Source organism: Acinetobacter higginsii, from assembly GCF_000369525.1.
GTDB lineage: Bacteria > Pseudomonadota > Gammaproteobacteria > Pseudomonadales > Moraxellaceae > Acinetobacter > Acinetobacter higginsii.
The window spans coordinates 253,041-279,068 of record NZ_KB850070.1; the positions used below are offsets into that span (position 1 = coordinate 253,041).

General features: G+C 41.6%; 25 protein-coding genes and 1 riboswitch. Of the genes, 14 read left to right on the top strand and 11 right to left on the bottom strand.

Annotated elements, in window-relative coordinates; all coding sequences use genetic code 11:
• Window positions 1-27 precede the first annotated feature (27 nt).
• Entirely contained in the window at window positions 28-1,170 is a 1,143-nt protein-coding gene (locus F902_RS01740; RefSeq protein ID WP_005200566.1) for a sensor histidine kinase, read from the bottom strand.
• Between F902_RS01740 and argH the strand changes: the two genes are divergently transcribed.
• Together argH and F902_RS01750 are read left to right on the top strand one after the other, a co-directional pair.
• Window positions 1,161-2,594, top strand: coding sequence for an argininosuccinate lyase (gene argH / locus F902_RS01745; RefSeq protein WP_026057471.1), 1,434 nt, complete (start codon window positions 1,161-1,163; stop codon window positions 2,592-2,594). The two genes, F902_RS01740 and argH, sit on opposite strands and share 10 nt — an antisense overlap.
• A gap of 9 nt (window positions 2,595-2,603) precedes the next feature.
• A complete protein-coding gene (locus tag F902_RS01750) occupies window positions 2,604-2,876 on the top strand; it encodes an oxidative damage protection protein (RefSeq protein WP_005154766.1) in 273 nt (90 codons plus the stop codon).
• A 294-nt stretch (window positions 2,877-3,170) separates the two neighbouring features.
• On the opposite strand, the gene phoU is transcribed toward F902_RS01750, so the two are convergent.
• Window positions 3,171-3,893: a phosphate signaling complex protein PhoU gene (gene phoU, locus F902_RS01755; protein ID WP_004802187.1), complete on the bottom strand. Its 723-nt coding sequence runs from the start codon at window positions 3,891-3,893 to the stop codon at window positions 3,171-3,173.
• A 146-nt stretch (window positions 3,894-4,039) separates the two neighbouring features.
• Window positions 4,040-4,160, top strand: a riboswitch (TPP riboswitch).
• Between the two features lie 89 nt (window positions 4,161-4,249).
• On the opposite strand from phoU, the gene thiC reads away from it, so the two are divergent.
• The 6 genes from thiC (at window position 4,250) to F902_RS01785 (ending at window position 10,661) form a co-directional block, all read left to right on the top strand.
• A complete protein-coding gene (thiC, locus tag F902_RS01760) occupies window positions 4,250-6,145 on the top strand; it encodes a phosphomethylpyrimidine synthase ThiC (protein ID WP_005200568.1) in 1,896 nt (631 codons plus the stop codon).
• 75 nt (window positions 6,146-6,220) lie between these two features.
• Window positions 6,221-6,838: an NUDIX domain-containing protein gene (locus F902_RS01765; RefSeq protein WP_005200570.1), complete on the top strand. Its 618-nt coding sequence runs from the start codon at window positions 6,221-6,223 to the stop codon at window positions 6,836-6,838.
• Between the two features lie 22 nt (window positions 6,839-6,860).
• Window positions 6,861-7,676, top strand: a complete 816-nt coding sequence (cpdA, locus tag F902_RS01770) for a 3',5'-cyclic-AMP phosphodiesterase (protein ID WP_005200572.1) — start codon at window positions 6,861-6,863, stop codon at window positions 7,674-7,676.
• Between the two features lie 189 nt (window positions 7,677-7,865).
• Window positions 7,866-8,399 (top strand): RNA polymerase-binding protein DksA, encoded by a 534-nt coding sequence (dksA, locus tag F902_RS01775; RefSeq protein ID WP_005191824.1) that lies wholly within the window; start codon window positions 7,866-7,868, stop codon window positions 8,397-8,399.
• Between the two features lie 11 nt (window positions 8,400-8,410).
• Complete coding sequence (gene gluQRS / locus F902_RS01780) at window positions 8,411-9,319, top strand: tRNA glutamyl-Q(34) synthetase GluQRS (protein ID WP_005200583.1); 909 nt, start codon at window positions 8,411-8,413, stop codon at window positions 9,317-9,319.
• Between the two features lie 88 nt (window positions 9,320-9,407).
• Window positions 9,408-10,661, top strand: a complete 1,254-nt coding sequence (locus tag F902_RS01785) for a hypothetical protein (protein ID WP_005200584.1) — start codon at window positions 9,408-9,410, stop codon at window positions 10,659-10,661.
• A gap of 65 nt (window positions 10,662-10,726) precedes the next feature.
• Here F902_RS01785 and ftsW read toward each other — a convergent pair whose 3' ends face one another.
• The 6 genes from ftsW to F902_RS01815 all read right to left on the bottom strand — a co-directional run bounded on the left by ftsW (window position 10,727) and on the right by F902_RS01815 (window position 16,170).
• Entirely contained in the window at window positions 10,727-11,920 is a 1,194-nt protein-coding gene (gene ftsW, locus F902_RS01790; RefSeq protein WP_004802173.1) for a putative lipid II flippase FtsW, read from the bottom strand.
• A 10-nt stretch (window positions 11,921-11,930) separates the two neighbouring features.
• Window positions 11,931-13,289 carry a UDP-N-acetylmuramoyl-L-alanine--D-glutamate ligase gene (gene murD, locus F902_RS01795; protein WP_005200585.1) on the bottom strand — a complete coding sequence of 453 codons (1,359 nt, stop codon included), beginning with the start codon at window positions 13,287-13,289 and terminating at the stop codon, window positions 11,931-11,933.
• Window positions 13,290-13,403: 114 nt separating this feature from the next.
• A complete protein-coding gene (locus F902_RS01800) occupies window positions 13,404-13,694 on the bottom strand; it encodes a hypothetical protein (protein WP_005200587.1) in 291 nt (96 codons plus the stop codon).
• 56 nt (window positions 13,695-13,750) lie between these two features.
• Window positions 13,751-14,002 carry a DUF6587 family protein gene (locus F902_RS01805; RefSeq protein WP_005200588.1) on the bottom strand — a complete coding sequence of 84 codons (252 nt, stop codon included), beginning with the start codon at window positions 14,000-14,002 and terminating at the stop codon, window positions 13,751-13,753.
• Window positions 14,003-14,056: 54 nt separating this feature from the next.
• Window positions 14,057-15,913 (bottom strand): ferrous iron transporter B, encoded by a 1,857-nt coding sequence (gene feoB / locus F902_RS01810; protein WP_004802164.1) that lies wholly within the window; start codon window positions 15,911-15,913, stop codon window positions 14,057-14,059.
• The gene (locus F902_RS01815) at window positions 15,910-16,170 is read right to left on the bottom strand and encodes a FeoA family protein (RefSeq protein ID WP_004656347.1); all 261 of its coding nucleotides are present in this window, start codon (window positions 16,168-16,170) and stop codon (window positions 15,910-15,912) included. The genes feoB and F902_RS01815 overlap by 4 nt, the downstream gene beginning before the upstream one ends.
• 204 nt (window positions 16,171-16,374) lie before the next feature.
• Between F902_RS01815 and xerD the strand changes: the two genes are divergently transcribed.
• From xerD to thrC, 4 genes are all read left to right on the top strand, one after another.
• The gene (gene xerD / locus F902_RS01820) at window positions 16,375-17,295 is read left to right on the top strand and encodes a site-specific tyrosine recombinase XerD (RefSeq protein WP_005200590.1); all 921 of its coding nucleotides are present in this window, start codon (window positions 16,375-16,377) and stop codon (window positions 17,293-17,295) included.
• A gap of 134 nt (window positions 17,296-17,429) precedes the next feature.
• Window positions 17,430-18,245 carry a DsbC family protein gene (locus tag F902_RS01825; protein ID WP_004802160.1) on the top strand — a complete coding sequence of 272 codons (816 nt, stop codon included), beginning with the start codon at window positions 17,430-17,432 and terminating at the stop codon, window positions 18,243-18,245.
• Between the two features lie 129 nt (window positions 18,246-18,374).
• Window positions 18,375-19,676 (top strand): homoserine dehydrogenase, encoded by a 1,302-nt coding sequence (locus tag F902_RS01830; protein ID WP_004802159.1) that lies wholly within the window; start codon window positions 18,375-18,377, stop codon window positions 19,674-19,676.
• 58 nt (window positions 19,677-19,734) lie between these two features.
• Window positions 19,735-20,874, top strand: coding sequence for a threonine synthase (thrC, locus tag F902_RS01835; RefSeq protein WP_004802157.1), 1,140 nt, complete (start codon window positions 19,735-19,737; stop codon window positions 20,872-20,874).
• A 66-nt stretch (window positions 20,875-20,940) separates the two neighbouring features.
• On the opposite strand, the gene F902_RS01840 is transcribed toward thrC, so the two are convergent.
• The 3 genes from F902_RS01840 to pbpG all read right to left on the bottom strand — a co-directional run bounded on the left by F902_RS01840 (window position 20,941) and on the right by pbpG (window position 23,581).
• The gene (locus F902_RS01840) at window positions 20,941-21,726 is read right to left on the bottom strand and encodes a hypothetical protein (RefSeq protein WP_005200592.1); all 786 of its coding nucleotides are present in this window, start codon (window positions 21,724-21,726) and stop codon (window positions 20,941-20,943) included.
• A gap of 19 nt (window positions 21,727-21,745) precedes the next feature.
• Window positions 21,746-22,366: a DUF6915 family protein gene (locus F902_RS01845; protein ID WP_005200594.1), complete on the bottom strand. Its 621-nt coding sequence runs from the start codon at window positions 22,364-22,366 to the stop codon at window positions 21,746-21,748.
• A gap of 150 nt (window positions 22,367-22,516) precedes the next feature.
• Window positions 22,517-23,581: a D-alanyl-D-alanine endopeptidase PBP7/8 gene (gene pbpG / locus F902_RS01850; RefSeq protein ID WP_157188068.1), complete on the bottom strand. Its 1,065-nt coding sequence runs from the start codon at window positions 23,579-23,581 to the stop codon at window positions 22,517-22,519.
• Between the two features lie 210 nt (window positions 23,582-23,791).
• On the opposite strand from pbpG, the gene gacA reads away from it, so the two are divergent.
• The gene (gene gacA / locus F902_RS01855; RefSeq protein ID WP_004802154.1) at window positions 23,792-24,427 is read left to right on the top strand and encodes a response regulator transcription factor GacA; all 636 of its coding nucleotides are present in this window, start codon (window positions 23,792-23,794) and stop codon (window positions 24,425-24,427) included.
• Window positions 24,428-24,444: 17 nt separating this feature from the next.
• Window positions 24,445-26,010, top strand: coding sequence for a sensor histidine kinase (locus tag F902_RS01860; protein WP_004802151.1), 1,566 nt, complete (start codon window positions 24,445-24,447; stop codon window positions 26,008-26,010).
• Window positions 26,011-26,028: the final 18 nt, after the last annotated feature.

The following is a 26,028-nucleotide window of genomic DNA, read 5'->3' on the forward strand; positions in this document are numbered from 1 at the left end:
CATATTTTTTATGGTTAACTTGACTTATTATTTTACTCGATAGTGGTAGCTCACCACCGTCGTATATAACGACGTTCCCCCATAAATCTGAAACTTAACCGTTTGCCCATAATAAGCTTTCAGGCGCTGCTTCACATTGTCTATCGCAATACCATTTCCCTTTCTCGATTTTATTGTATCGTGAGAATAAGGGTTAGTAATGACTATACTGACTTGATTTTGCAATATTTCAACCAATACGCTAACGGTCGAAGGTTGCAAAACTTTCTCCACCCCATGAAAAATACTATTCTCAAGCAAAGGTTGCAACGTTAATAACGGAATCGTCACTCGTTTTAATTCAATGGGTGTCGCCTGTATGTTCCATTCTACATTCAAACGGGCACCTAAACGCATCTTTTCTATACTTAAATATTGCTGACATAAGTCAATTTCCTCAGCCAAGCTCACCAACTTCAGTTCTTGAAAACTCGCTCGAAATAAACGCGACAAATTAATCAACATATTTTCAGCTTTTTCAGGGTCAATCGCAATTAAGCTCACCACACTATTCATACTATTAAATAAGAAATGAGGGTGAATGCGTGCCTGCATCGCCTGAATTCGTGCATTCAATTCACTATATTGCTGATTCATCCATTGCTCACGCATATACAAGTAACGCAAACAGAAAGCGCCTAACAAAACCCCATAGCTTAAATGTAAACTGCTCCCATGAAATAAGATCTCCTCTGAAAATGAACCTGAACGTGCAGCCCAATATTGAATAATATTGATCGCACAGGTGGTCAACAGTACAATCAGTTGCAACAGTACAAAGCCCATTATCAAGGCGACTTTCTGACTAAACTTAGCAAAAAAATCCTTAAAATAATCAACTAGTGTTGCGAAAGACAAAATCACCCAATTAATAAAAACCATATATTGCAGTACACGGAAGCCCTCTAAGGCTTGCCATGAGCGAGCTTCAGCCAAAGCCAACACCATCGCCAAGACATTACTTGCAACAATTAATTCTAATAAGTATTGCCATTGCCCAATTTTCGTAAAAAAATAGGAGCCTGATGGATTCCCCTGACGAGTTTGCGATAACTTCTTACGTCGAGTTTCGGCAACTGTGTTTGGATTTGCTATACTCTTTTTTATTTTGCTGAGCCGCCATGACCACATATTCTCAATCCTCTTCTGCAGCAAGCCCAAATCAAACCTCTGGAATGTGGGGTGGTCGCTTCTCTGAAGCAACTGATGCTTTTGTTGCAGAATTTACCGCATCTGTGCAATTTGACCAACGTTTTTATAAACAAGATATTGCAGGTTCAATCGCACATGCAACCATGCTTGCCAAAGTTGGCGTCCTCACTGAAGCTGAACGTGATGACATTATCCAAGGCTTAAGCACTATTCAAGCTGAAATCGAAGCTGGCAACTTTGAATGGCGTATTGATTTAGAAGATGTACATATGAACATTGAGTCTCGTTTGACTCAACGTATCGGCATTACAGGTAAAAAATTACATACAGGCCGTAGCCGTAATGACCAAGTTGCAACTGACATCCGCTTATATTTGCGTGATGAAATTGATGACATCTTAGGTTTATTACTGCGTTTACAAAAAGGCTTACTCAGTCTGGCAAGTAAAAATACCAACACGATTATGCCAGGTTTCACTCATCTACAAACGGCTCAACCAGTGACCTTTGGTCATCACCTATTAGCATGGTTTGAGATGCTAGTCCGTGATACAGAGCGTCTACAAGACTGTCGTAAACGTGTGAATCGTATGCCACTTGGTTCAGCAGCGTTAGCTGGAACAACCTATCCGATTGATCGTGCTTACACAGCTGAACTTCTTGGCTTTGAAGCAGTTTCAGAAAACTCATTAGATGCAGTTTCTGATCGTGACTTTGCCATTGAATTTAATGCAGCCGCATCTTTGATCATGATGCATTTATCACGTATGTCTGAAGAACTTATTTTATGGACTTCGGCACAATTCAAGTTCGTGAATATTCCTGATCGCTTCTGCACAGGCTCATCCATCATGCCACAGAAGAAAAACCCAGATGTACCTGAACTAGTACGTGGTAAGTCAGGTCGTGTTTTTGGTGACTTAATTAGCCTATTAACTTTAATGAAAGGCCAACCATTGGCTTATAACAAAGACAACCAAGAAGACAAAGAACCATTGTTTGATGCAATTGATACCGTGCGTGGTTCATTGATGGCATTTGCCGATATGGTTCCAGCCTTAGTGCCAAATATCGAAATTATGCGTGAAGCCGCTTTACGTGGTTTCTCAACTGCAACCGATCTTGCAGACTACCTCGTTAAAAAAGGTGTTGCTTTCCGTGATGCCCATGAAATTGTTGGTAAAGCCGTGGCTTTAGGCGTTGCAGAAGAAAAAGATTTATCTGAATTGACACTGGAACAACTGCAACAGTTCTCTGATTTGATCACAGCAGATGTATTTGACAAAGCATTGACGCTAGAAGCTTCTGTGAATGCACGTGATCACATTGGTGGAACGTCTCCAAAACAAGTTGAAGCTGCGATTGCCCGTGCGCACACTCGCCTAGAACAGTTATACGCTTAAGGATTTATGATGACTAGACAAGTACTTTGCCGCAAATACAAACAAGAGCTTGAAGGTTTAGACTTTGCGCCATTTCCAGGCGCCAAAGGCCAAGAGTTCTTTGAAACAGTTTCAAAACAGGCATGGCAAGAATGGTTAAAACATCAAACCACGCTGATTAATGAAAAACGTTTGAATGTATTTGAACCCGATGCCAAAAAGTTCCTCGAAGAACAACGTGAGAAGTTCTTTAATAACGATGAAAGCGTAGAAAAAGCGGAAGGTTGGACTGAACAAAAATAAGTCGTTTTGTCTCATCCTACTGTAAAAAGAGAGCTGTATTTCAGCTCTCTTTTACATGATATTTACATAAGTAATAAAGCCTTACAGAGTATACACACTTGTCTACATGACTCTTTCGGGTAGCGTGTTTATAGTTATATTCAGAAGGACAAAGAGATACATTGATATCTCACGTAACGCATGATATTTCTCTCCCAGACTTTCCCCCGAAGTCTGGGATTTTTTTATTACACCTCTCTCAAAATTAAAAAACCGCTCTAGTTAGAGCGGTCAGTGATTATTTTACTTTTACCATTATTTTTGATGCACTTTCTGTTCAATTTCTTCAATACTGGTATGACGTACATCAGTACCTTTCGCCATATAAATGACTTGTTCTGAAATATTACGTGCGTGATCACCGATGCGCTCTAATGATCGCAGTACCCACATCACATTAATGACACGTGAAATATGACGCGGATCTTCAATCATATAGGTCATTAAGGTACGAGTTGCAGATTGATATTCACGGTCAATATCGACATCCGCCATCACCACTTTCAAGGCTTGTTCTACATCTAAACGCGCAAAAGCATCCAATGCATCATGAATCATGACACGTACTTGGTTTCCAATATGACGTGTTTCCATATAACCACGAGGAGACTCACCTTCTTCACACAGGTTTTGCGCAATGCGTGCAATTTTTGCAGCTTCATCACCAATACGCTCTAAATCGGTATTAGCTTTACTCATTGCAATCACCATACGCAAATCAATTGCTGCAGGGTGACGACGTGCGAGAATTAAGGTTAAGCCTTCATCAATATCACGTTCAAATTGGTTCACTGCATTGTCTTTAAACTGCACATCAATGGCTAAGTTCGCATCTGTGTCTAATAAAGCATGAATTGAGTTAGCAACTTGTTGCTCCACTAATCCACCCATGGTCATAAACTTGGTGTGAACATCTTGCAAGTCTTCATTAAATTGTGAAGAAATATGATGACTTAACACAGGATTGCTTGGGCTCACAGTATGCCTCCACTAGACACATGGAAAAAATGATTGGTGATTAAAACATAGAAATGATGAAACTTTTATGACAATAGCACGGATTCGGCCCCAGTTGATTGGTGTGAATTGATACAACAAAAATAAAAAATCTGTTAGTCTAAATGCCTAGCTTGACGGAGCGCAGTTAACAAACTGCTGAGATTATCTTAATTACGCAATTTAAAGATAAGTACCGTTGAACCTGATCAGGTTAACACCTGCGTAGGAATCAAGCCCAACAAAAACTTCGCCTGCATTTATCTCATTCACGAGGTGAATCCGCCATGGTTTTTGGTCGTGCTTGATTCGTTAATGCCATACATAAGGATCATGCCATGAACCAATTAACGAATCTTTCCCCTGCTGATATTTCTGCTCAACATGAGCAAGCTGCAAAAGATTTAACCCGAATATTACCTGCATCTCGAAAAGTCTATGTTGAAGGTTCTCGCCCTGATATCCAAGTTCCCTTCCGCGAAATTAGCTTAACCGAAACGCCGACTGGCTTAGGTGGTGAACACAATCCACCCGTCATGGTCTATGACACTTCAGGCGTATATACCGATCCAAATGTACAAATCGACCTGAACAAAGGCTTACCTTTAGTGCGTCAAACATGGATTGAAGAACGCCAAGATACCGATGTACTTTCTGGTCTTAGCTCTGAGTTTGGTCAAGCACGTTTAAAAGATATTCGTACAGCTGAAATCCGTTTTGCCCACATTCAAAACCCACGTCGCGCACAATCAGGCAAAAATGTCACGCAAATGCACTATGCAAAGCAAGGTGTTATTACCCCTGAAATGGAATATATCGCCATTCGTGAGAACCAGCGCCAACGTGAAAATGTGGATATGCGTCAGCATCCAGGGCAAAACTTTGGTGCACAAAACTTAAGAGAGATTACACCTGAGTTTGTCCGTCAGGAAATTGCTGCAGGTCGTGCCATTATTCCAGCCAATATTAATCACCCAGAATGCGAACCGATGATCATTGGTCGTAACTTTTTGGTGAAGATTAATGCCAATATTGGGAACTCTGCACTTGGTTCATCTATTGATGAAGAAGTCGCGAAGATGACGTGGGCAACCCGCTGGGGTGCCGACACCATCATGGATTTATCGACAGGTAAAAATATTCATGAAACCCGTGAGTGGATTATCCGTAACTCACCTGTTCCAATCGGAACTGTACCGATCTATCAAGCACTCGAAAAAGTCGATGGTGTAGCTGAAGACCTAACCTGGGAAATCTTTAAAGACACCTTGATTGAACAAGCCGAACAAGGCGTTGACTACTTCACCATTCACGCAGGCGTATTACTGCGGTATGTACCCATGACTGCAAATCGTCTCACGGGCATAGTGTCTCGTGGTGGTTCGATTATGGCGCAATGGTGCTTAGCCCATCATGAAGAAAACTTCTTGTACACGCATTTTGATGAAATCTGCGAAATCATGAAGGCCTATGATGTGTCCTTCAGTTTAGGTGATGGTCTACGTCCAGGCTGTATTCAGGATGCCAATGATGAAGCACAGTTTAGTGAACTAAAAACACTGGGTGAATTGACCCATCGTGCTTGGGAACATGATGTACAAGTCATGATCGAAGGGCCTGGTCATGTGCCAATGCATATGATTAAAGAAAATATGGATCTTCAACTCGAAGTCTGTAAAGAAGCGCCTTTCTACACCCTTGGCCCACTCACCACGGATATCGCACCGGGTTATGACCATATTACCTCGGCGATTGGTGCTGCGATGATTGGTTGGTACGGTACGGCGATGCTGTGCTATGTCACACCAAAAGAACACTTAGGTTTACCGAACAAGAAAGATGTCAAAGACGGTATTATCACCTACAAAATTGCAGCACATGCGGCTGACTTGGCCAAAGGCCATCCAGGCGCACAAGTCCGCGATAATGCCTTATCTAAAGCACGCTTTGAATTCCGTTGGGATGACCAATTCAATTTAAGCTTAGATCCAGACACAGCACGCAGCATGCATGATGAAACGCTTCCCAAAGAAGCGCATAAATCTGCACACTTCTGTTCGATGTGTGGACCAAAATTCTGTTCGATGAAAATCACCCAGAATGTGCGAGATTACGCGCAAAATCAACACAATGCCAAGCAGTCAAATGATGCCGAAACAGAAGTTGAAGCAGGTCTCAATGCGATGAAAACCGCTTATCAGGAACATGGTCAAAAATTGTACCACAAGGTGTAAATCAACTAAAAAAAGATTTTCCTGCGAATCATTCTCGGTTAGGATGAGATATGTACAATCTCATCCTGATTGAAGATGACTATTCTTGACCACGCCAGCTATTCAGCAACCGACGTTACGATAGAATCTCGAGAGCCTTTGTTTCGAGGATTCATTCAAGTTGAGAAAGTGAGTTTAAAACATCGGTTATTTCACCGAGAAGATTTTTCACCTTTAATTCAACGTGAATTGGTTCATCGTCCAGAAGCCGCTGGCGTTTTACTATATAATGACCAACAACAACGCTTTGCACTGATTGAACAATTTCGTGTCGGTGCATTGAGTGATCCAGTGTCGCCATGGCAACTCGAAGTCATCGCGGGGGTACTTGATGGAGATGAATCGCCTGAAAGCTGTATCCGCCGTGAAAGCCTAGAGGAATCTGGCTGTGAGATCACCACATTAAAACATTTATTTAGCTTCTACCCTTCTGCTGGCGCATGTTCTGAATTTTTTCATTTATATGTAGCAGAAGTTGATTTGCCAAAGGACGGGGGCATTTTTGGGATGCCAGATGAAGGGGAAAATATTCAACTTCATCTATTTGATTATTCCGCATTAGAAGCATTATTAAATAACGGGCGGTTGAGAAACGCACCTGTAATCATGGCATTGCAGTGGCTGTCTCAACATATACAACTACAACAAAGATAAAAATCTGAAGGGGCTAACGACGGTGACTTTCCAAGTCTCATCATTATCGCAACAAGATTTTGTGATGATACAGATTACTGATACACATTTATTAGAGTATCCACATTTAGAATTTGTCGGGATGCAGCCCGAACAAAGTTTTCATGCTGTAATCGACTTGATGCGCCAGCAACATCCTCATATTGACCTCATTGTGCACACCGGTGATTTGGCACAATCGCCAACACCATTGACATATAAACGCTATGTACAACATATGCAAAGCGTGGGAATTCCCTTTTTCCATACGCCGGGCAACCATGACGATGTGGCGCATTTTCCATTTCATGAAACAGATCCAACTCAGCCAACGGTGATTGAGCTGGGTCAATGGTGCATTATTTTATTAAATAGCGCACAACCAAAACGTATTGATGGAAAAATTGCTGACGCACAATTGCAGCAACTTACCCAATTACTTGCAAAACACCATGATCGTCATGTGCTGATTGCTTGTCATCATCATCCTTTTGCGATGCAATCGGCATGGATTGACCAACATAAGCTCAAAAACTCCTCAGACCTGTTGGAAACAATCCAACCATTCTCCAATGTCAAAGCCATTGTCTGTGGTCATGTGCATCAAGATTCGATCAATACATGGCAAGGTGTTGAATTTTTATCTACCCCTTCAACTTGTATCCAATTCAAACCAAGAAGCGATAAATTTGCACTCGATGAAGAGCATCCTGGTTACCGCTATATCTGCCTTAAAGCGAACGGTGAACTGGAAACTCAGGTCTATCGTTTACCGACATCGCAACGAATGAGTAGTTCTGAAGTTTTAGGATATGATTAAACTTTTGATTACAAATTACATTGTCAATTTCAGACAAAATCTGGACGGGAATGACTACCATCTTGCTCAAAAACTCTATATGATGTCGACCCTTGATGGGAAAAACCATCTCAGGTTTCTATAAAAACACTTGCATATCACCATATTTTTTGCGTATAGATAGTACGTGTAAGATGAGGAATGCCCTATATGGCGAATGACAACCAAAATCAAGTCTTGGACGAACAAACAGACGTGATCGACGATCAAAAATTGGCTGTGAAACGTACACGTAAAACCAAACCTAAAGCTTCAGAAGGTGGTACGACTGCAAGCTTATTTGGAATTGCGCCTTATCAGCCAAAGAAAAATGAAGAATATATGTCTGAAGGACAACTTGAGCATTTCCGCCAAATTTTAAATGCATGGAAAGCAGAGTTAATGTCTGAAGTTGATCGTACTTTAAATACGATGCAAGACGAATCTAGTGCACTTCCTGACGTCAATGACCGCGCGACGCAAGAAGAAGAATTTGCGATTGAATTACGCACACGTGATCGTGAACGCAAACTCATTCGCAAAATCGAACAATCGATTGAAGCGATTCAAAACGAAGACTACGGTTTCTGTGAAACTTGTGGTATCGAGATTGGCTTACGTCGTTTAGAAGCTCGCCCAACTGCGACTTTATGTATCGATTGCAAAACTTTGGCTGAAATCAAAGAAAAGCAAAATAACGGTTAATTTTGAAAACCGTGTTGAGCCATGAAGTTAAGCAAAGTAATGCTTTGCTTGATCTCCGCTCATATGTGGGTCGGTTTGCGCCATCGCCAACCGGCCCATTGCATTTTGGCTCCCTGCTCACCGCAGTTGCCAGTTATTGCGACGCAAAAGCCAATCAAGGCCAATGGCTGGTTCGGATTGAAGATACCGATATCCCTCGCATTTATCCCAATAGTGAAGCACACATTCTCTCTTGCATTGATGCCTTTCAATTTGAACCCGATGCAGAAATTATTTTTCAAAAAGATCGTTTCGAGATCTATGAGCAGGTGCTTGAGCAACTCAAGCAATTCAATGCGATTTATGCCTGCCAATGTACCCGTAAAATGCTGGGTTCCAATCATATCTATGCTGGAACCTGCCGAGATTTAAATTTAGCGTTTGCTGATCAAGCGATTCGCTTAAAGGTTACGGATCAACAGATTTGTTTTCAAGACCGCTTACAAGGCCAGCAGTGTTCTAACTTACAGCATGATCTGGGTGATTTTGTATTAAAGCGTCGTGATGGCATTATCAGCTATCAATTGGCAGTAGTGGTCGATGATTATCTGCAAGGCATCACGCATGTTGTACGCGGTGCGGACTTACTTGATAACACCGCTCGACAAATCTGGTTAGGTTCTTTACTGGGTTATCCAAGTTTAAGCTATATGCATTTACCACTTGCCATGAACGATCAAGGGCAAAAACTGTCTAAACAGAATCTGGCACAAGCACTGGATATCACTCAAGCCCCCAAACTGTTACAGCAAGCGATCTTGGCTTTAGGCCAACCTGCGGTGGAACTGAATCAACCGCGGATTATGCTACAACAAGCCGTGCAGCAATGGGATGTCAAGCTGATTCCAAAAGGTGAGCATTTAACTGGAATCTATTTATAAAAACAATTAACTAAAATAAAATCAATCACCAAAATAAAAAGCTTTCATCACATTAAAAATTTGAGACAACAAATTAAAGGGGAAACATATGTCTTTAGGTGCAATTTATTTATGGGAACCTGAAATTTTTACAGCCGAGATTCCTTCGCTGAATGATTCTGAGCGTGCAGCTTATGATTTATATCAACAGCACCGAGATACGGTGAGTCAAGGCAAGACACTACAGGCATGGATTAATTATATTGTTATAAAAGTAACCGATCCAAAATATAGCGAGTTCTTTTCTAATGAAATACAGGACTGGGTTATAGGTTTACAGCACGGTCTAACAACGGCACCGTGTGCGATATTAGAATTAGAACATTTCGATATTTTGGCGCAAGGTGATGCGTTATACAGAGTATTTTATGAAGCTGTTCGGGCTTCAGGAGTCGGTTTTTATGAACCACGCTTTGTGGCATGGGGAGTAAGCGTTCTCCAAGTCCCAACCAATGCGGTCTCAGCAATTCTTAAATCTTTTCTTAAACCCTTAAGCACTGAACAACAGGTCTTTGATCTGGACAATATTCAGGCGCCACGAAATATAAAAAAAGCTGAAGAATTGTTTAAGCTATGGTGTTTACATCACCCCGTTTTAAAAAAGCTAGAGTTACATCGGTTTTATCGAAATTATGATTTTATTGACCCCCAATGGAATCGCCCTGACGCTGAAACTAATATGAATAGTGGAATGAGACATTTCATACTTATTAGCGATAGAAAAAGTATTTTTTATCAACTCAAAGTTATCTTGTGGAGTTTAACCCAATCTCCAGACATTGATCTAACTTTGGATTTGACAAATCATTTCTTAACAGAAGAGATGAAAAGTAAATTTACCAAGAAACTTAAAGTTAGAGTCGACATACCAGATATTAGAGATACAACAAAAAGAGTATCTGGAGCTGAACAATTTTATGCATTAAATTTTAATTTAAACTCAAGATGGGAAAGTAACTATGGCATCCAAATTTTTTTCCCAGAGTTTGATCGACTTGTAAATTTTTTGCATCAGCATTTCGCAAACGGCAATCTCAAAAGTCTACAAACATGGGCATATGGAGATGCGATTGATCATATTCTAGTGCAAATGCATTGGTCACAGGAACTCATGATTATTGCGCTTGGGTTAGATAAGGATTATTTAGAAAAACGTTATCAATATCATGCTGAAATTCTTCGTCATGAAAAAAAAGACGCTGAACTTAATTACTTAAATGATAGCTATGCAGAATATAAAATATTAATGAATTTGGTTGAAGAGGCTGGTACCGCATTACCGCCATATCAAAAAATACAATAAATACAGATTCCCCTCTTCCTTTATCTCACATCATATTTGGATAAAGAAAGAGGGAGAGACGTCTATCAGAAATTTGATTCTTCTTTTACAGGATTCAACTCTTGCGTTGACGCATCAATTTTTAGAATCAAGCTAATCATCGCCGCACACATCATGAGTGATGTACCGCCATAACTAATGAAAGGCAGAGTCAAACCTTTGGTTGGCATCAAGCCCATATTCATGCCTGCATTGACCAAAATCTGCATCAGGAAGATGATACTAATCCCGTAGGCCAGATAACCTGCACGTAAGTAATTATGCTGTAAGGCACGGTGACCAATACGGATACAACACGCCAGCATAGTAAACGACAGCACCATCACGATCGACACGCCAAAGAAACCAAACTCCTCACCTAACACCGCCAACATAAAGTCGGTATGTGCTTCAGGTAGATATGAGAGCTTCTGCACACTGTGCCCTAAGCCCGTACCAAACCACTCACCACGACCAAAGGCCATCAAAGCATTGGAGAGCTGATACCCCACACCCAATGGATCTGCCCAAGGGTTAGTAAACGAAATCAAGCGTTGGAAGCGGAATGGTTCGAAAATAATTAATGCACTGACACCTGCAAAGATTGCACCCAGCATAATCAAGAACTGCGTTGCAGGTGCACCCGCCAAGAAGAATACACCCACCATCATTAACACGATAACGACAGTTGCGCCCAAGTCAGGCTCAGCAACAATAAAACCAACCGTTAAAGCCATCACCCCACTTAAACGCAATAAACCTTTCCAGTGGGTACGGACTTCTTTGGCTCGACGCACCACATAATCAGCAGTAAAAATTGCCATCACAATTTTGGCAATCTCGGTTGGCTGCAAAGTAAAACCACCGACCTTAATCCAGCGATGGGCACCATTCACTTCAGAACCCACCACCAGCACCGCCAACAGCAATACGATGGTAATGAGCCATAAAGGAAAGGCATTTTTAAACCACAGATTTAATGACACCCGATAAGTCAGAAACGCCACCAGCGCAGCCACGACAATTGAGATACCATGACGAATCAAGAAATAAAATGGGCTTTCATGGATATATTCTGCATATGGCATCGAAGCAGATGCCACCATAACCGAACCGAAACACAGTAAAGAAATCACACAAAAAATCAGGATATTCCGCGCTGTCATTTCTGCTGGAAGCTTGGGTAAACGATTCAGCAACTGCGAAATCTTTTGCACCGTATTTTGGGCTAAATCAGCCATAGTCTTGTTCCTAGTTCTTCTTTTCGTTCAAGGCATTTACACATGCCACGAATTGATGCCCACGATCATTGTAGCTTTTAAACATATCAAAGCTTGCACAAGCTGGTGAAAGTAAAACGACATCTTCCGCTTGTGTGGCTTTTTGAGCCAGTTCGACCGCTTCTTTTAAGCTATTTGCATGCTGAATAACTGTTGTACCTTTAATCGCCTGTTCAATCACCGCAGCATCTTCACCAATGAGAATCACCGATTTCACATATTTTTGAATCGCATCACGGAGAGGCTTGAAATCCTGCCCCTTGCCTTGCCCACCTAAGATCAAGGCTAACTTCCCTTTGTTCACTTCAATTGCAGCACCAAGGCCATCAATTGCAGCTAGCGTCGCACCGACATTGGTGCCTTTAGAATCATTGTAATAGCGTACACCATCAATCGTTTCGACATACTCACAACGATGTTCCAAGCCCTTAAAATGCTTAAGCGTTTCAAACATCGAATCTGTAGGCAAACCAATCGCCTCACCCAATGCCAAACACGCCAACGCATTAGCAACGTTGTGCATGCCTTGAATGTACATCTCAGAGGTTCTCAGCAAACGCTCTCTTCCACGTGCTAACCACATGCTGCCATCGGCATCACGCAACACACCATATTGATTTAAATCAGGTGCATTCAGACCAAAACTTTGCATTGGGGTAACATCTGGAACCAATGGACGGCTTAGATTGTCATCACGGTTATAAACGACTTTTTTCACACCCTGAAAAATACGATGTTTGGCTTTGTGATAACCCAGCATATCACCATGACGATCTAAATGATCTTCACTCATATTCAACACCACAGCAACTTCTGCATTTAAATGTGATGTGGTTTCAAGTTGAAAGCTCGATAACTCTAAAATAATCAAATCAGGTTTATCTTTTAATAAATCTAATGCAGGGCGACCTAAATTGCCACCGACAGCCACATTTTTGCCAGCATCTTGTGCCATCAAGCCGATTAATGTGGTCACGGTACTTTTTGCATTTGATCCTGTAATCGCAATAATTGGCACCTCAGTCGCACGGCGTAATAATTGAATATCACCAACCACTGGGATACCTTTTTCAACGGCCTGTTGAATTTCTGGAAGTTGAGGTGCAAGCCCTGGACTAAGAATAATTTCTTCTGCTTGTAATAAAAGCTCGGTATCGAGTTGACCAAAACTGGTACGAACACCTGCTGGAATCTGATCATGTCCAGGTGGGGTTGCTCGTGAGTCTGTTACTGCAACTTGGTAGCCCTGTTCATGTAGAAAGTTGACTGCTGACACACCCGAAATACCCAAGCCAGCCACAACTTTTAATCCACCACGTTGTATTAACATTTTCGCCCCATTTTTTGCAGATTACAGAATGGCAAAAATGTTAGCACTTTACTGTTTTAAATGCTTTTTCAGTTTTGGTTTTATTCAATCTTTTTTGTGTCAGTGCGTAAAAGCTTAGGCAGGTATAAAAAAGCCAATCCCCAATAAAACTAGGATCACAACCCCCAGCCAATCTACAGATTTAAATACATAGTGCTTGAATTTAAGTTCAATCAATTCGGGTTTTAACCATAGATACGTCAAGATGGAACATGAAAGTAGCCATAAAACTGTTTCTTTATAAATATTCAGATTTTTTGACAAAGCAGAGAGATAAAGCAAAGTCATCAATAGCACAAAACCCAATAAAATCCATTTATGTTTTAAGCTTAACGATGTCTTCTCACTCATATCCGTATGATTCATTTTTTCTTTTCCAAAAAAAATTGCCCATCTTAAGATGGGCAATTTTAAGATTGCGCTTAACGCCATTTCACTGTTTGAACAGGCTCTGCTTTTTTGTTCTCCGCTTCATCCGTAGAACAACCACAATTTCCGCCACAACCAGCTGCCATTTTCGGTTTTAACCATGTCGCCAAACGTTGCCAACCTAGTCGCTGACAAAGATTTGACAGACTCAGAAATGCTGAACTTGCTGTTTGAGGAAGCACCTTCTTAAACACTACAACAGCACTCCACAGCACCAATACAGCAACAATCAAGTACTCAAACATAAGCGTCTCTCCAATGATTCCCTCCCTTTTTAAAGGGAGGCGAGGTGGGATTTCTTAACCCCAAATGCGTGATGCAATTTGGTAGGTGAAGAACGACATTAAATAAGCTAAACCAAATAGATAAACCGTCATGACCGCTACATGTTTCCATGAGCCTGTTTCACGGCGTACCGTTGCTAAAGTGGCTAAACAATGTGGTGCATAGATAAACCAGACCAATAATGACAAGCCAGTTGCTAATGACCAACCCGAACCATCAGCACTGATCAGATGAGTCAAACCTTGTGCAACTGCATCATCATCTGCCCCAGATAAGGCATACACGGTACCCAAAGCAGCAACCACAACTTCACGTGCCGCCATAGCTGGAATAAGTGCAACGACAATCTGCCAGTTAAAACCTAAAGGCGCAAAAATTGGATGTAATAAATGCCCAAGCATACCCGCCAAGCTATAATCAATCGCAGGTTGCGTCGCACCTTCAGGAGCTTGTGGGAAAGTACACAAGAACCAAAGAATTACGGTCAAGGCAACAATGATTCCACCAACACGACGCAAGAAGATTTTTGCACGCTCTAGTAAACCGATTGCCACACTTCTCATATCAGGAAAACGATAGCTTGGTAATTCCATCAACAACGCATGCTGGGTTTTGTCCTTTTGCAAAAATTTCATCACAAATGCAACACAGAGCGCACTTACAATGCCACCCATATATAAACCGAACAGCACCAGACCTTGCAAATTAAAGATCCCCAATACCGTTTCACTTGGAATAAATGCACCAATCAACAAGGCATAAACAGGCAAGCGTGCAGAACAGGTCATTAACGGCGCAACCATGATCGTGGTAAAACGATCACGTGGATCACTAATACTGCGGGTTGCCATAATGCCTGGAATTGCACAAGCAAAACTCGATAACAACGGGATAAAAGAGCGCCCACTCAAACCCGCTTTGAACATCAATTTGTCAAGCAAAAATGCGGCACGTGGTAGATAACCCGACTCTTCCAATACAAGAATGAAGAAGAATAGGATTAAAATTTGCGGTAAGAATGCAACCACAGTCCCCGCACCAGCAAGCACACCATCAACCAACAAGCTTTGCAGCACAGGATGACTAATTGTTTCCGTCAACCACTCTCCCAACCATGGCACTACACCATCTTCGATTGCGCCCTTAAATGGTTCAGCCCATGAAAAAACAGCTTGGAAAACGATGAACATCATGATTGCAAGGCTCAGTAGGCCAAGCACTGGATGTAAGAAAATCTTATCTAGAAAATCAGTACGCTTATCTTCCTGATCAACAAAGTTCACCACATCTTTGAAAATCACTTCAATTTTTTGATGTGGCGTGCCTGCCAGACCACTGAGCTCAGTCTGAGGAACAGAGTACTTTCCTTGATCCAATGCGTGCAATAAGTTTTCAATGCCCGAGCTACGTACTGCAACCGTTTCAACCACAGGTACACCGAGACGCTCAGAAAGTTTTTGTGTATTGATCTGGATACCGCGACGACGCGCTTCATCCATCATATTCAACACCACAAGGATAGGACGACCCAACTCAATAATTTCTAACACCAAACCAAGATGTAGCTTTAAGTTGGTTGCATCCACCACACACAAGAAGGCATCTTGTTGCCCTTCTTCCGCAATTTTACCTTGGCAGACATCACGGGTAATTTCTTCATCTGGGCTGGTCGCCTGTAAACTATAGGTTCCTGGCAAATCCAGAACACGCACCGCTTTCCCCGAAGGAAGCTGAAAGTGCCCGACTTTACGTTCAACCGTCACACCCGCATAGTTGGCAACTTTTTGGCGTGTACCAGTCAAATGGTTAAATAAAGATGTCTTACCACAGTTTGGATTTCCCACAAGGGCAACACGTAACGCATCACTCATGCAGGTGCTCCTTCAAGTTGAATTTCAATTTTATCCGCTTCCGCTTTTCGTAACGCAAAACGCGTAAAACCGAGCTGGATTAGAATCGGATCCCCACCAAAGATGCCTTTGGTAATCACCTGTACTTGTGTACCTGGCACAAAGCCTAAACTTTCTAAACGAACTGCAACTAAATCTGGCTGTTCTGTCTCATCGACCACGCGATTTACTTTCGTAATCATCGCTGTTTGCTTGACTTTTAATGCTGACAATCGCACCGCTTCTAACCCTTAACCCTTTTTTGCTAGTATACAAGCAAATGAGAATAATTACCAAAACCAATCTCAGTGGCATTTGCTTCTGTGACAGATCGACAACAATTCATTTTTCTTTTACAGTGCAATTCAACTAAACATAAATCAGGGCAGCGTTCTCCCTAAAATACCCGCCCCTCTTTCACTGAGAAATATCTTCAACGCCTTATGTTAAATAAAAAGCCTCGTATTCCCGCTGCAGTTAACATCCCCGAAAATTTGAGTTTTTTACAGGGTTTTCGGGATTATCTAGTGGCTCAAACCGTGAGCCCACATACCCGTAACGCCTATTTATCCGACCTGATTCAATGTGCTGAATTACATCAAACCGCCGCATTACCACAATGGTCTAGTGATGACATTGCGGATGTTCTGATCGCCCTCACCAAAGCAGGGAAAAGCCCTCGTTCGATTGCACGTTGTCTCTCTGCTTTAAGGCAGTTTTATAAGTTTTTAAGAGAACAAAAATTACTGGACGATAATCCTGTTGCCACCCACCATTCCCCTAAAATTGGTCGTGCCTTGCCCAAGGATTTATCTGAACAAAATGTAGAAGCATTAATCAATGCACCTGACATCAATACAGCATTAGGCCTACGTGATCGTGCCATGTTCGAAGTCCTGTACGCCTGTGGTCTACGTGTTTCAGAATTACTAAATTTACGTTTAGAACTGATCAACTTAAAACAGGGCTTTGTTCGAATCACAGGTAAGGGCAATAAAGAACGTCTCGTTCCGCTGGGTCAATTTGCCTGTGATTGGATCGAAAGATATTTGGCTGAGTCACGTCCACAGCTGTATAAAAGCAGCACGGACTATCTGTTTCTCACTCAACATGGCGGTATCATGAGTCGACAGAATTTTTGGTATGCGATTAAGCGTTATGCCGTACAAGCTAATATTCAAGCGGAATTGTCTCCCCATACCTTACGCCATGCTTTCGCAACTCATCTACTCAATCACGGCGCAGATTTACGTGTGGTACAAATGCTACTTGGACATAGTGACCTATCTACTACGCAAATTTACACCCATGTCGCGCAACAGCGAATGCAAGAATTACATGGTAAATACCATCCACGGGGCTAAAACCACCATTTATCTAGGATTCAAGCAAAACTTGATGCTGTTCACAGAGCCTATGCAAGATTTAACGAAGTGATTCATTTTTTTTGTTATGCTAGGCCCCTTATACAAATGAATTCGTACAAAAAAGGTTCTATATGTTGTTTACTCGGTCTCAGCTTGTAATTGCTTGTACATTAGCATCAACATTATTAGTCAGTGCTTGCTCAAAAGAAAACTCAGCACAAAAACAAGATGCGCTCACAGCAAGTGCACCAGCGACAGGTGAAGCATCAACATTAAACGAACGCAATGCACAACAGCGTTTGGTCTCGACCTTAGAAAAAAACTTTAAAACAGCCAATATCAACGCGAAAATCCTGAGCATCAAAAAAACTGAAGTTCCAAACCTTTATTGGGTGAGTCTGGAAGGGATGGGTTCAGTCTATGCCACTGCTGATGGTCAATACATTATTCAAGGTGATGTGGTGCGTTTAGGTGATAAACAACTGCACAATGTCAGCGATGCCTTACAAGCAACCGAAAATAAAAAACATTTAGCCTCACTCAAAACTGAAGACTTAATCGTTTATCCTGCACAAGGTGGCAAAGCTAAACATGTGATTTATGTGTTTACAGATTCAAGCTGCCCTTATTGCCATAAACTGCATGAACACTTAGCAGAGATTAATGCCAAAGGAATCGAAGTTCGTTACATCGCCTGGCCACGTGGCGAACAGTTCATGCCAACCATGCAAGCGATCTGGTGTAGTGAAGACCGTAAGGCTGCCTTCGATCAAGCTGCCAAAGGCTTACCAGTTTCGGCTGCTGAATGTAAGAACCCTGTTCGTGACCAGTATCAACTGGGTTTAAATATGGGCGTGAATGGTACACCAGCCATTTATAACGTCGATGGCGAATATTTAGGGGGTTATATGACGCCTGAAGAAATCGTACAACGCTTAAACAAATAAGTTCAAACTACACCACACATTCACAAAGACTCGGGCGACAGATTAAAGATGATCTTAGCCCTAGTGTCTGCGCATTTTTTTAGCTATGATCAAGCTTCATTAAAATGATTGAATATAATGGAGTGTAACGTGAAACCAGTTCGTCTGGCGATACTCGGTCTTGGTACTGTAGGTGGTGGAGCCCTTAAATTACTACAAGAAAATGCTGCGGAAATTAAACGCCGTACCGGTCGAGAAATTCAAATTACACACGTAGGCACACGCCGTCCACGTCCAGATTTACAACTCGAAGGCATTAAACAAAGCGATGACTTGATGGAGATCGTCCGTCAACCAGATGTTGATATGGTGGTCGAAGTCATGGGTGGCATTCATCCTGCTTATGAAGTCATCATGGAAGCCATTAAACATGGCAAACAGGTTGTGACTGCAAACAAAGCTTTACTGGCTGAACATGGTAATGAACTGTTTAAAGCAGCAGAAGACAATGCTGTTCAGATTGCCTATGAAGCAGCTGTTGCGGGTGGTATCCCAATCATTAAAGTGATCCGTGAAGGTCTCGCAGCGAACCATATCGAATGGCTTGCAGGCATCATTAATGGTACAGGCAACTTCATTCTGACTGAAATGCGTGAAAAAGGCCGTGCCTTTGAAGACGTTTTAAAAGAAGCGCAAGAACTTGGCTACGCTGAAGCTGACCCAACCTTTGATGTTGAAGGCATTGATGCTGCACATAAGCTCACGATTTTGGCGTCATGTGCTTTTGGTATCCCATTGCAATTTAATAAGGTCTATACCGAAGGCATCAGCAAAATCACTGCGCAAGATGTGAAATATGCAGAGGAACTTGGTTTCCGTATCAAGCACTTAGGTATCGCACGTCGTGCAGATAAAGGCATTGAGTTACGTGTACATCCAACTTTAATTCCTGCTGAAGAATTGATTGCTAACGTCAATGGCGTTAAAAATGCAGTCTTGGTACAGGCCAATGCAGTTGGTCCTACTTTGTATTACGGTGCTGGTGCAGGCGCAGGTCCAACCGCTTCTGCTGTGGTTGCTGACGTGATTGATATCGTTCGTGATATTTCATATACCGAAGACGGTGCAGGTACCATTCCTCAACTTGCTTTTGAAGCATTGACTAACGTGCCAATCTTGAGCCGTGAAGAAATGACCACTGGTTATTACATCCGTCTCAATGCTGAAGACCAAACTGGCGTATTGGCTGATGTCACGACGATTCTCAGCCGTGCAGGCATTAGTATTGATGCCATCATGCAGCAATCACGCTTAAAAGACTTGATTCCTATTGTGATTTTAACGGATCCGATCGTTGAATCAAAAATGGATGAAGCACTAGCACAAATTCAAGCATTACCTGCAATTCGTGGCGAAATCGTAAGAATTCGTTTAGAATCGCTCGATAGTTAATCAGGTTGAGGGAAAATGACTTCCCTCACCCCGCTCTACCTCATATTGGAACACCATCATGTCGAATGCCAATCGTTATACTGGTCTTGTAGATCGTTATCGTGACCGTTTACCTGTGTCTGCAACTACACGCGCAATTTCTTTAGGTGAAGGGAATACCCCACTGATTAAACTAGAGAACATTCCACGTATTATTGGCAAAAACGTAGAAATCTATGTGAAATACGAAGGTCTGAACCCGACCGGTTCATTTAAAGACCGTGGTATGACCATGGCGGTGACCAAAGCAGTTGAAGAAGGCTCGAAAGCGATTATCTGTGCATCTACAGGTAATACTTCAGCAGCCGCAGCAGCGTATGCAGCACGTGCAGGTATTAAAGCGTTCGTATTAATCCCAGAAGGCAAAATTGCCATGGGTAAAATGGCGCAGGCAATGATGTACGGCGCGATCACTATGCAAATCCGTGGTAACTTCGATGACGGCATGCGTCTGGTCAAAGAAGTTGCAGATCAAGCACCTGTAACGATTGTAAACTCAATCAACCCATACCGTCTGCAAGGTCAAAAAACCATTGCTTATGAAATCGTAGAAGCATTGGGCCGTGCTCCTGATTATCACTGCTTACCAGTCGGTAATGCTGGTAACATCACAGCACACTGGATGGGTTATACCGAAGCGGTTGCAAACCAACCTGCAGATCAGTTTGAGCAAGTGATTTACGATGCTGCAACAGATCAATTCACTGGTCCTAAACCAGAAGGCTTACCAACAATGGTTGGTTATCAAGCTTCTGGTGCTGCCCCATTCTTACGTGGTGCACCTGTAGAGAACCCAGAAACGGTTGCAACAGCAATTCGTATCGGTAATCCACAAAGCTGGAACCATGCTAAAGCAGTGGTACGTGATTCTAAAGGTTGGTTTGATGAACTGACTGATGCTGAAATTCTAGAAGCACAACGTTTGCTTTCAATGTATGAAGGTGTGTTTGTTGAACCTGCTTCAGCAGCATCTATCGGTGGTGCGATCCGTGACCTGAAAGCAGGTAAAATTGCTGAAGGTTCTGTGATTGTATGTACTGTTACAGGCAATGGCTTAAAAGATCCTGACACTGCAATCAAACAATGTGCTGATGCCGTGATGTTGTCAATTGACGCGACGATGGATCAAGTGAAAGATTCAATTCTTTCAAATATGTAAGCATACATACTGAAATAAAAAAACCAGTTGCCTGCAACTGGTTTTTTTATGGGCTAAAGATAAGCCTTATTCTTCTTCGTATTCATAATCTTCATCGTAACTATATTGCTTAGCCAATTCTTTTTCGATCCTTTGAATTTCTTCAAGCTCAATTTCTTTGATTTCAAATAATGGTTGTTTGAGTAAAGGATTAACCGCATACAAAGCTTCTTCTTCCCAACCCTGCATAATTGTTAAAATTTGGCTTTTCTGGTCGTATTTCAAACCCGATTGCGTTGTGATCATTGCCTGTAAGAGTACAGGCTGATCAGACAAATCATCAAGTGAGCCTTTAAGCTGAATATCACCATAGTCATAATCTGCAAAAATAGTTCCAACATTGGTTTTTAATTGCTCAGGTTGATCTGCATAAGCCAAACTGGCAAAAAACTCATCATGCTCTTCCACCCATTTCTGTTTTTTGACTGACCAAAGCGCATAAAACCGAGCCTCATGTTCAAACTGTACCAGTTGAAATTTTTGCATTCCTGCCAATTGAATAAATTCAAAGGTATCTTCATCGCTTAAGCTTTCAGGTAATACATCATCTGAAATATCCCCATCTTCACAGACATGCTCACCACAACGTGAAAACACAAAATCATCCAGTTGTTTTAGCAATACTTCATCTGCATCAAACAGGGATTCCACTTCATACAGGGCAAAATCTCTCGCCCCATCAATTTCAAGCTTTTTATATGCAGCTTCGGCTTGGGCTTTATCCTCAAAAACATTGGCAATACGATTGCCTGCCACATAAAACACTTCATCGTTATAACCAAAGTATTTGGCACGAATTACGTAAGTCGTCATGGTGTTCCCCTTAATTCATTTATGATTGAGTTGTTTGTTTTATTTGATGTAATGCTTGAGCACTTGCAGGGATTGCCATGCCATTATCCATCCATAATTCAAAATGCATGGCATTAAAAAAATCAGCGGGGCTATACACAATATTGTCCAGTTTCAGCTGTTGCCCAATCCTTGGCAAAATATCGTAGATAAACCAACTATTATGAGTGAGCAACAGCGAATATAATTTTCCTGTTAGTGCTAAAGGCGATAACATTAATTGTGAAAGTGTTTTGTCCTGCACATAATCATGATGTAATTGTTCTAAATGCTGTTCAAAGTTCTTAGGCAATTGTCTTGCGTCTATCGCATTTACAAAATCATTGAGTGTCGGAATAAAACGTTGTTGGTAATCCACCAATAAATGATCACGTTCGCACAAATCTTTAATATCAATTGATTTGCCTGCACTATTTTGAAGGCTATGCCCAAACACAGGAACCACAACCGAATTTACGCCCCACAAGGTATGCAAAATTCGATGTCGTGCATCACTACATAGGCTTTTGGTACTGTCTATAAACGCATGTAATTCATAGTAGTCTTCGGGTTCCCCACCCCAGCGTTTTGCAGAAATCCGTGCGTGTTGCATCGCATTCATAATGGTGTGTCATCATTTTTTGTTGTATGCACACATTAGCCGATTCTGGCCCAAAAAACGAACATAATTTATTGAAATAAGACAAGTTGTGTCGCATTATTCAGGCATAAAAAAACTCCCCATAAAGAGGAGTTTTTTGACTTAAGAGAACTAAACGCGTTTTGGCAAAGTGCTTAACCAGCTTAATAAATTCGTTGCATCGCTATTACGTGCTTGCGAACTTGGCGCACCTAATAACACCACAACCGCTGGACGTGAATTCACAGTGGTATGCATCACTACACAACGACCTGCTTCATTGATATAACCTGTTTTTGACAAATTAATGTTCCAACCGCCATTACGTACCAACGCATTGGTATTATTGGATTTCAGCACACGATAACCTAAATTAAAGTCGTAGGTCGGTGTGGTAGAGAATTGACGAATCAAGCCGTATTGTGAAGCGGTACTCACCAGAATACCCAAATCACGTGCTGAAGAAACATTATGTGGATCTAAACCTGTAGATTCAGCATAACGCGTAGATGTCATACCCAATTGCCTCGCTTTTGCATTCATTGCCGCAATAAATGCAGAACGACCACCTGGATAGGTACGTGCTAATGCAGCTGCAGCTGGATTCTCAGACTTCATTAATGCAAACAAAAGTGCTTCTGCGCGATTCATGGTATCGCCTGCACGTAGGGTTGAACTTGAGTTCTTACCGCCTGCACCAGCAAAATCGATTGACTCTAGCGTAATTTCTTCTGACATGTTTAAACGTGCATCTGCCGTGACGACAGCCGTCATCAACTTAGTAATCGATGCAATGGGTACCGACATATTACTGTTTTTACTGTACAGTACTTCACCCGTTTGCGCGTCCATCACCAAAGCAGCACGTGCATTGACTGAAGGCTGACTGCTATACCCAAAGGTATCGCGAATCTGTGTCGACGACTGTGGCGCCGTTGAAGATGTAATTGTTGCTGAACCGCCATTACGCAATGTCGTGGTAACAGAGGTTGAACCTTGTGGGCTAATTTCTACTGGATCATCATCTTCCATCAACTGACTTGCATCAGTTGCAGACCAATTCATCGAAGCTGAACCGCTCACACGCGAAGAAGCTGGATTGTTATTCACAACTAGTTCAGCAAAACTTGTTGAACTCCAGGCCAACAAGATAGACATGCTTAAAACATGCATGATAGATTTTTTAGAATTTTTCACGACACAATACTCAACTCAGGACGCTGCACATTTGCGCTTAATACCATTATGCCTTACATTTAAACAAATCGGGTAAAGCTTTTATAGACACAATTGTGTACAACTATTCGCTAAAAACGAAGAATAGGATTGCTAATTTTGTCGTTTCATTGCAAGCTAATTTTGCTTTATGTAACAAAAAACCAGTTTTTTTGAAAAAAGGAGGTCTTCTTGATCACTGTTCTCGTTGTTGATGATCATGAACTCGTACGTACAGGAATTTGTCGTATGTTGGAAGACCACCCTGATGTAGAGGTCATTGGGCAAGCTGAATCAGGTGAAGAAGCCATTGCCTTAGTCCGTCAGAAACACCCGCAAGTGGTGTTGTTAGATGTGAATATGCCAGGTATTGGTGGAGTGGAAACTACTCGGCGCTTATTACAAAGCGCACCTGAAACCAAAGTGATTGCCGTCAGCGGTCTTGCTGAAGAACCCTATCCATCCCTGTTATTAAAAGCAGGAGCGAAAGGCTATATCACCAAAGGTGCACCGATTTCTGAAATGGTTCGTGCTATCAACAAAGTCATGCAAGGCGGAAAATACTTTAGTGCAGATATTGCTGAACAATTGGCCAGCTCCTATCTTTCAGATACACAACAATCTCCTTTTGATGCACTATCAGAACGTGAGATGCAAGTTGCCATGATGGTGGTGAATTGTATTAGTGCTCAAGAAATCGCTGACAAATTATTCGTAAGCGTCAAAACTGTAAATACCTATCGTTATCGTATTTTTGAAAAATTGAGCATTGATAGTGATGTCAAACTCACCCATCTTGCGATTCGTTATGGACTCATTAAACCTTAAAATAACAGTAAGCGCCTATGTTAGGGAAAATTGCGTCGTCAGTCTCACAAACTGTCTATCGGCTTGGGGTTTGGTATAGTGGCTATCGGCTAATCATTTCGATTAGCCTGCTGTTAATTTATTTACTCACTGCTGAACAACTTTCCAGCAACTATGTTTATCCCTTCTTATATTTTTATACCTTGATTTGCTATATCGCATTCAATATTTTTCAACTGTTTTTACTACATCTTGTCCCGATACAGACCTCAAAGCAGTTGATTTTTATCTTTCTGATTGATGTCATTTGCCTAAGCTTAATCACATTCTCTGCAGGTGGTCCAAATCTGCAACTCAGCTTGCTTTACGTCATTATTATTTTTTCTTCTGCGATATTATTAAACGCTCACCTGTCGCTGATTATTACTTTATTTGCCGTCATTATGGTGGTTTACCAACGTTTTTTAGGTGACTTTTTTGAGGCCAATAATTTAAATCACCTCGGAAATAGCGTTTTTCTGGCGTTTTTATTTTTTGTAGTTCATGCCATTGGTCGTATTGCAGTACAGCGTTTTAAAATTCTAGAAACCTTAACCTTTCATCAATCCATTGAAATCCATCAACTACAGAATATTAACCGCTATATCTTAGAACAAATCGAAGATGGCTATTTAGTACTGGATGAAAGTAACCATATCGTATTAACCAATCCTGCAGCCAATGCGCTATTAGGTATCCATTTACCGATTTCCTTAGAAAAAACGCCACTGATCAAATTACAACCCGACTTATTTGAACTGGTTCAGTTTAGTGACTTAGAAGATGGCGAAGAATTCAGTTTTGAATCACAGCAAAGTTCATACACCATCAACGTTCGGGTTAAGCATCTAATTGTTCCTGAACAAGCCTTAGTGTTATTGATCTTAAAAGATGCACAGAAACTGACTCAGCAAGTTCAGCAATTGAAACTCGCCGCACTTGGTCAGCTGTCAGCCAGTATTGCCCATGAAATTCGCAATCCTTTGGCTGCTATTGTGCAAGCCAATGAATTATTCAAAGACAGTGATACCCACCAACAAGAAATGCTGTCGCGCATGATTAGCAAACAAGCCAAACGGATTGATAGCATCGTGCAAGACACCTTAGCAATGGCACGAAATAAACCGACAGAAGCACAAGAAATTGATCTGAGCTCCTTCTTTGAAAGTTTACTCAATGAAGATCTTGCAGATGCTAAACAACAAATTCAAATTAAACTCACAGAGCAAACCAACATCTTATTTGATGAAAAACAATTACGCCAAGTGCTGATTAATTTAATTAGAAATGCGTTAAGACATAATGCAACTGACGCGCCTTATATTGAAGTCGAGGTGCACGAAAAAGACGGACGAACTTGCATTGATGTCATCGATTTTGGGACGGGTGTCTCAAAACGGGATATTTCTCAACTGTTCAAACCATTTTTTAGTACCGAAATTAAAGGAACTGGTTTAGGATTGTATTTGTCTCATACTTTTTGTGAGGCAAATCATGCAAAGCTCACTTATATAGAGCGACAACAAGGAGCATGCTTCAGGATTGAATGCTCAAAAACTCATTGATTTATAGATTAGGTTTCT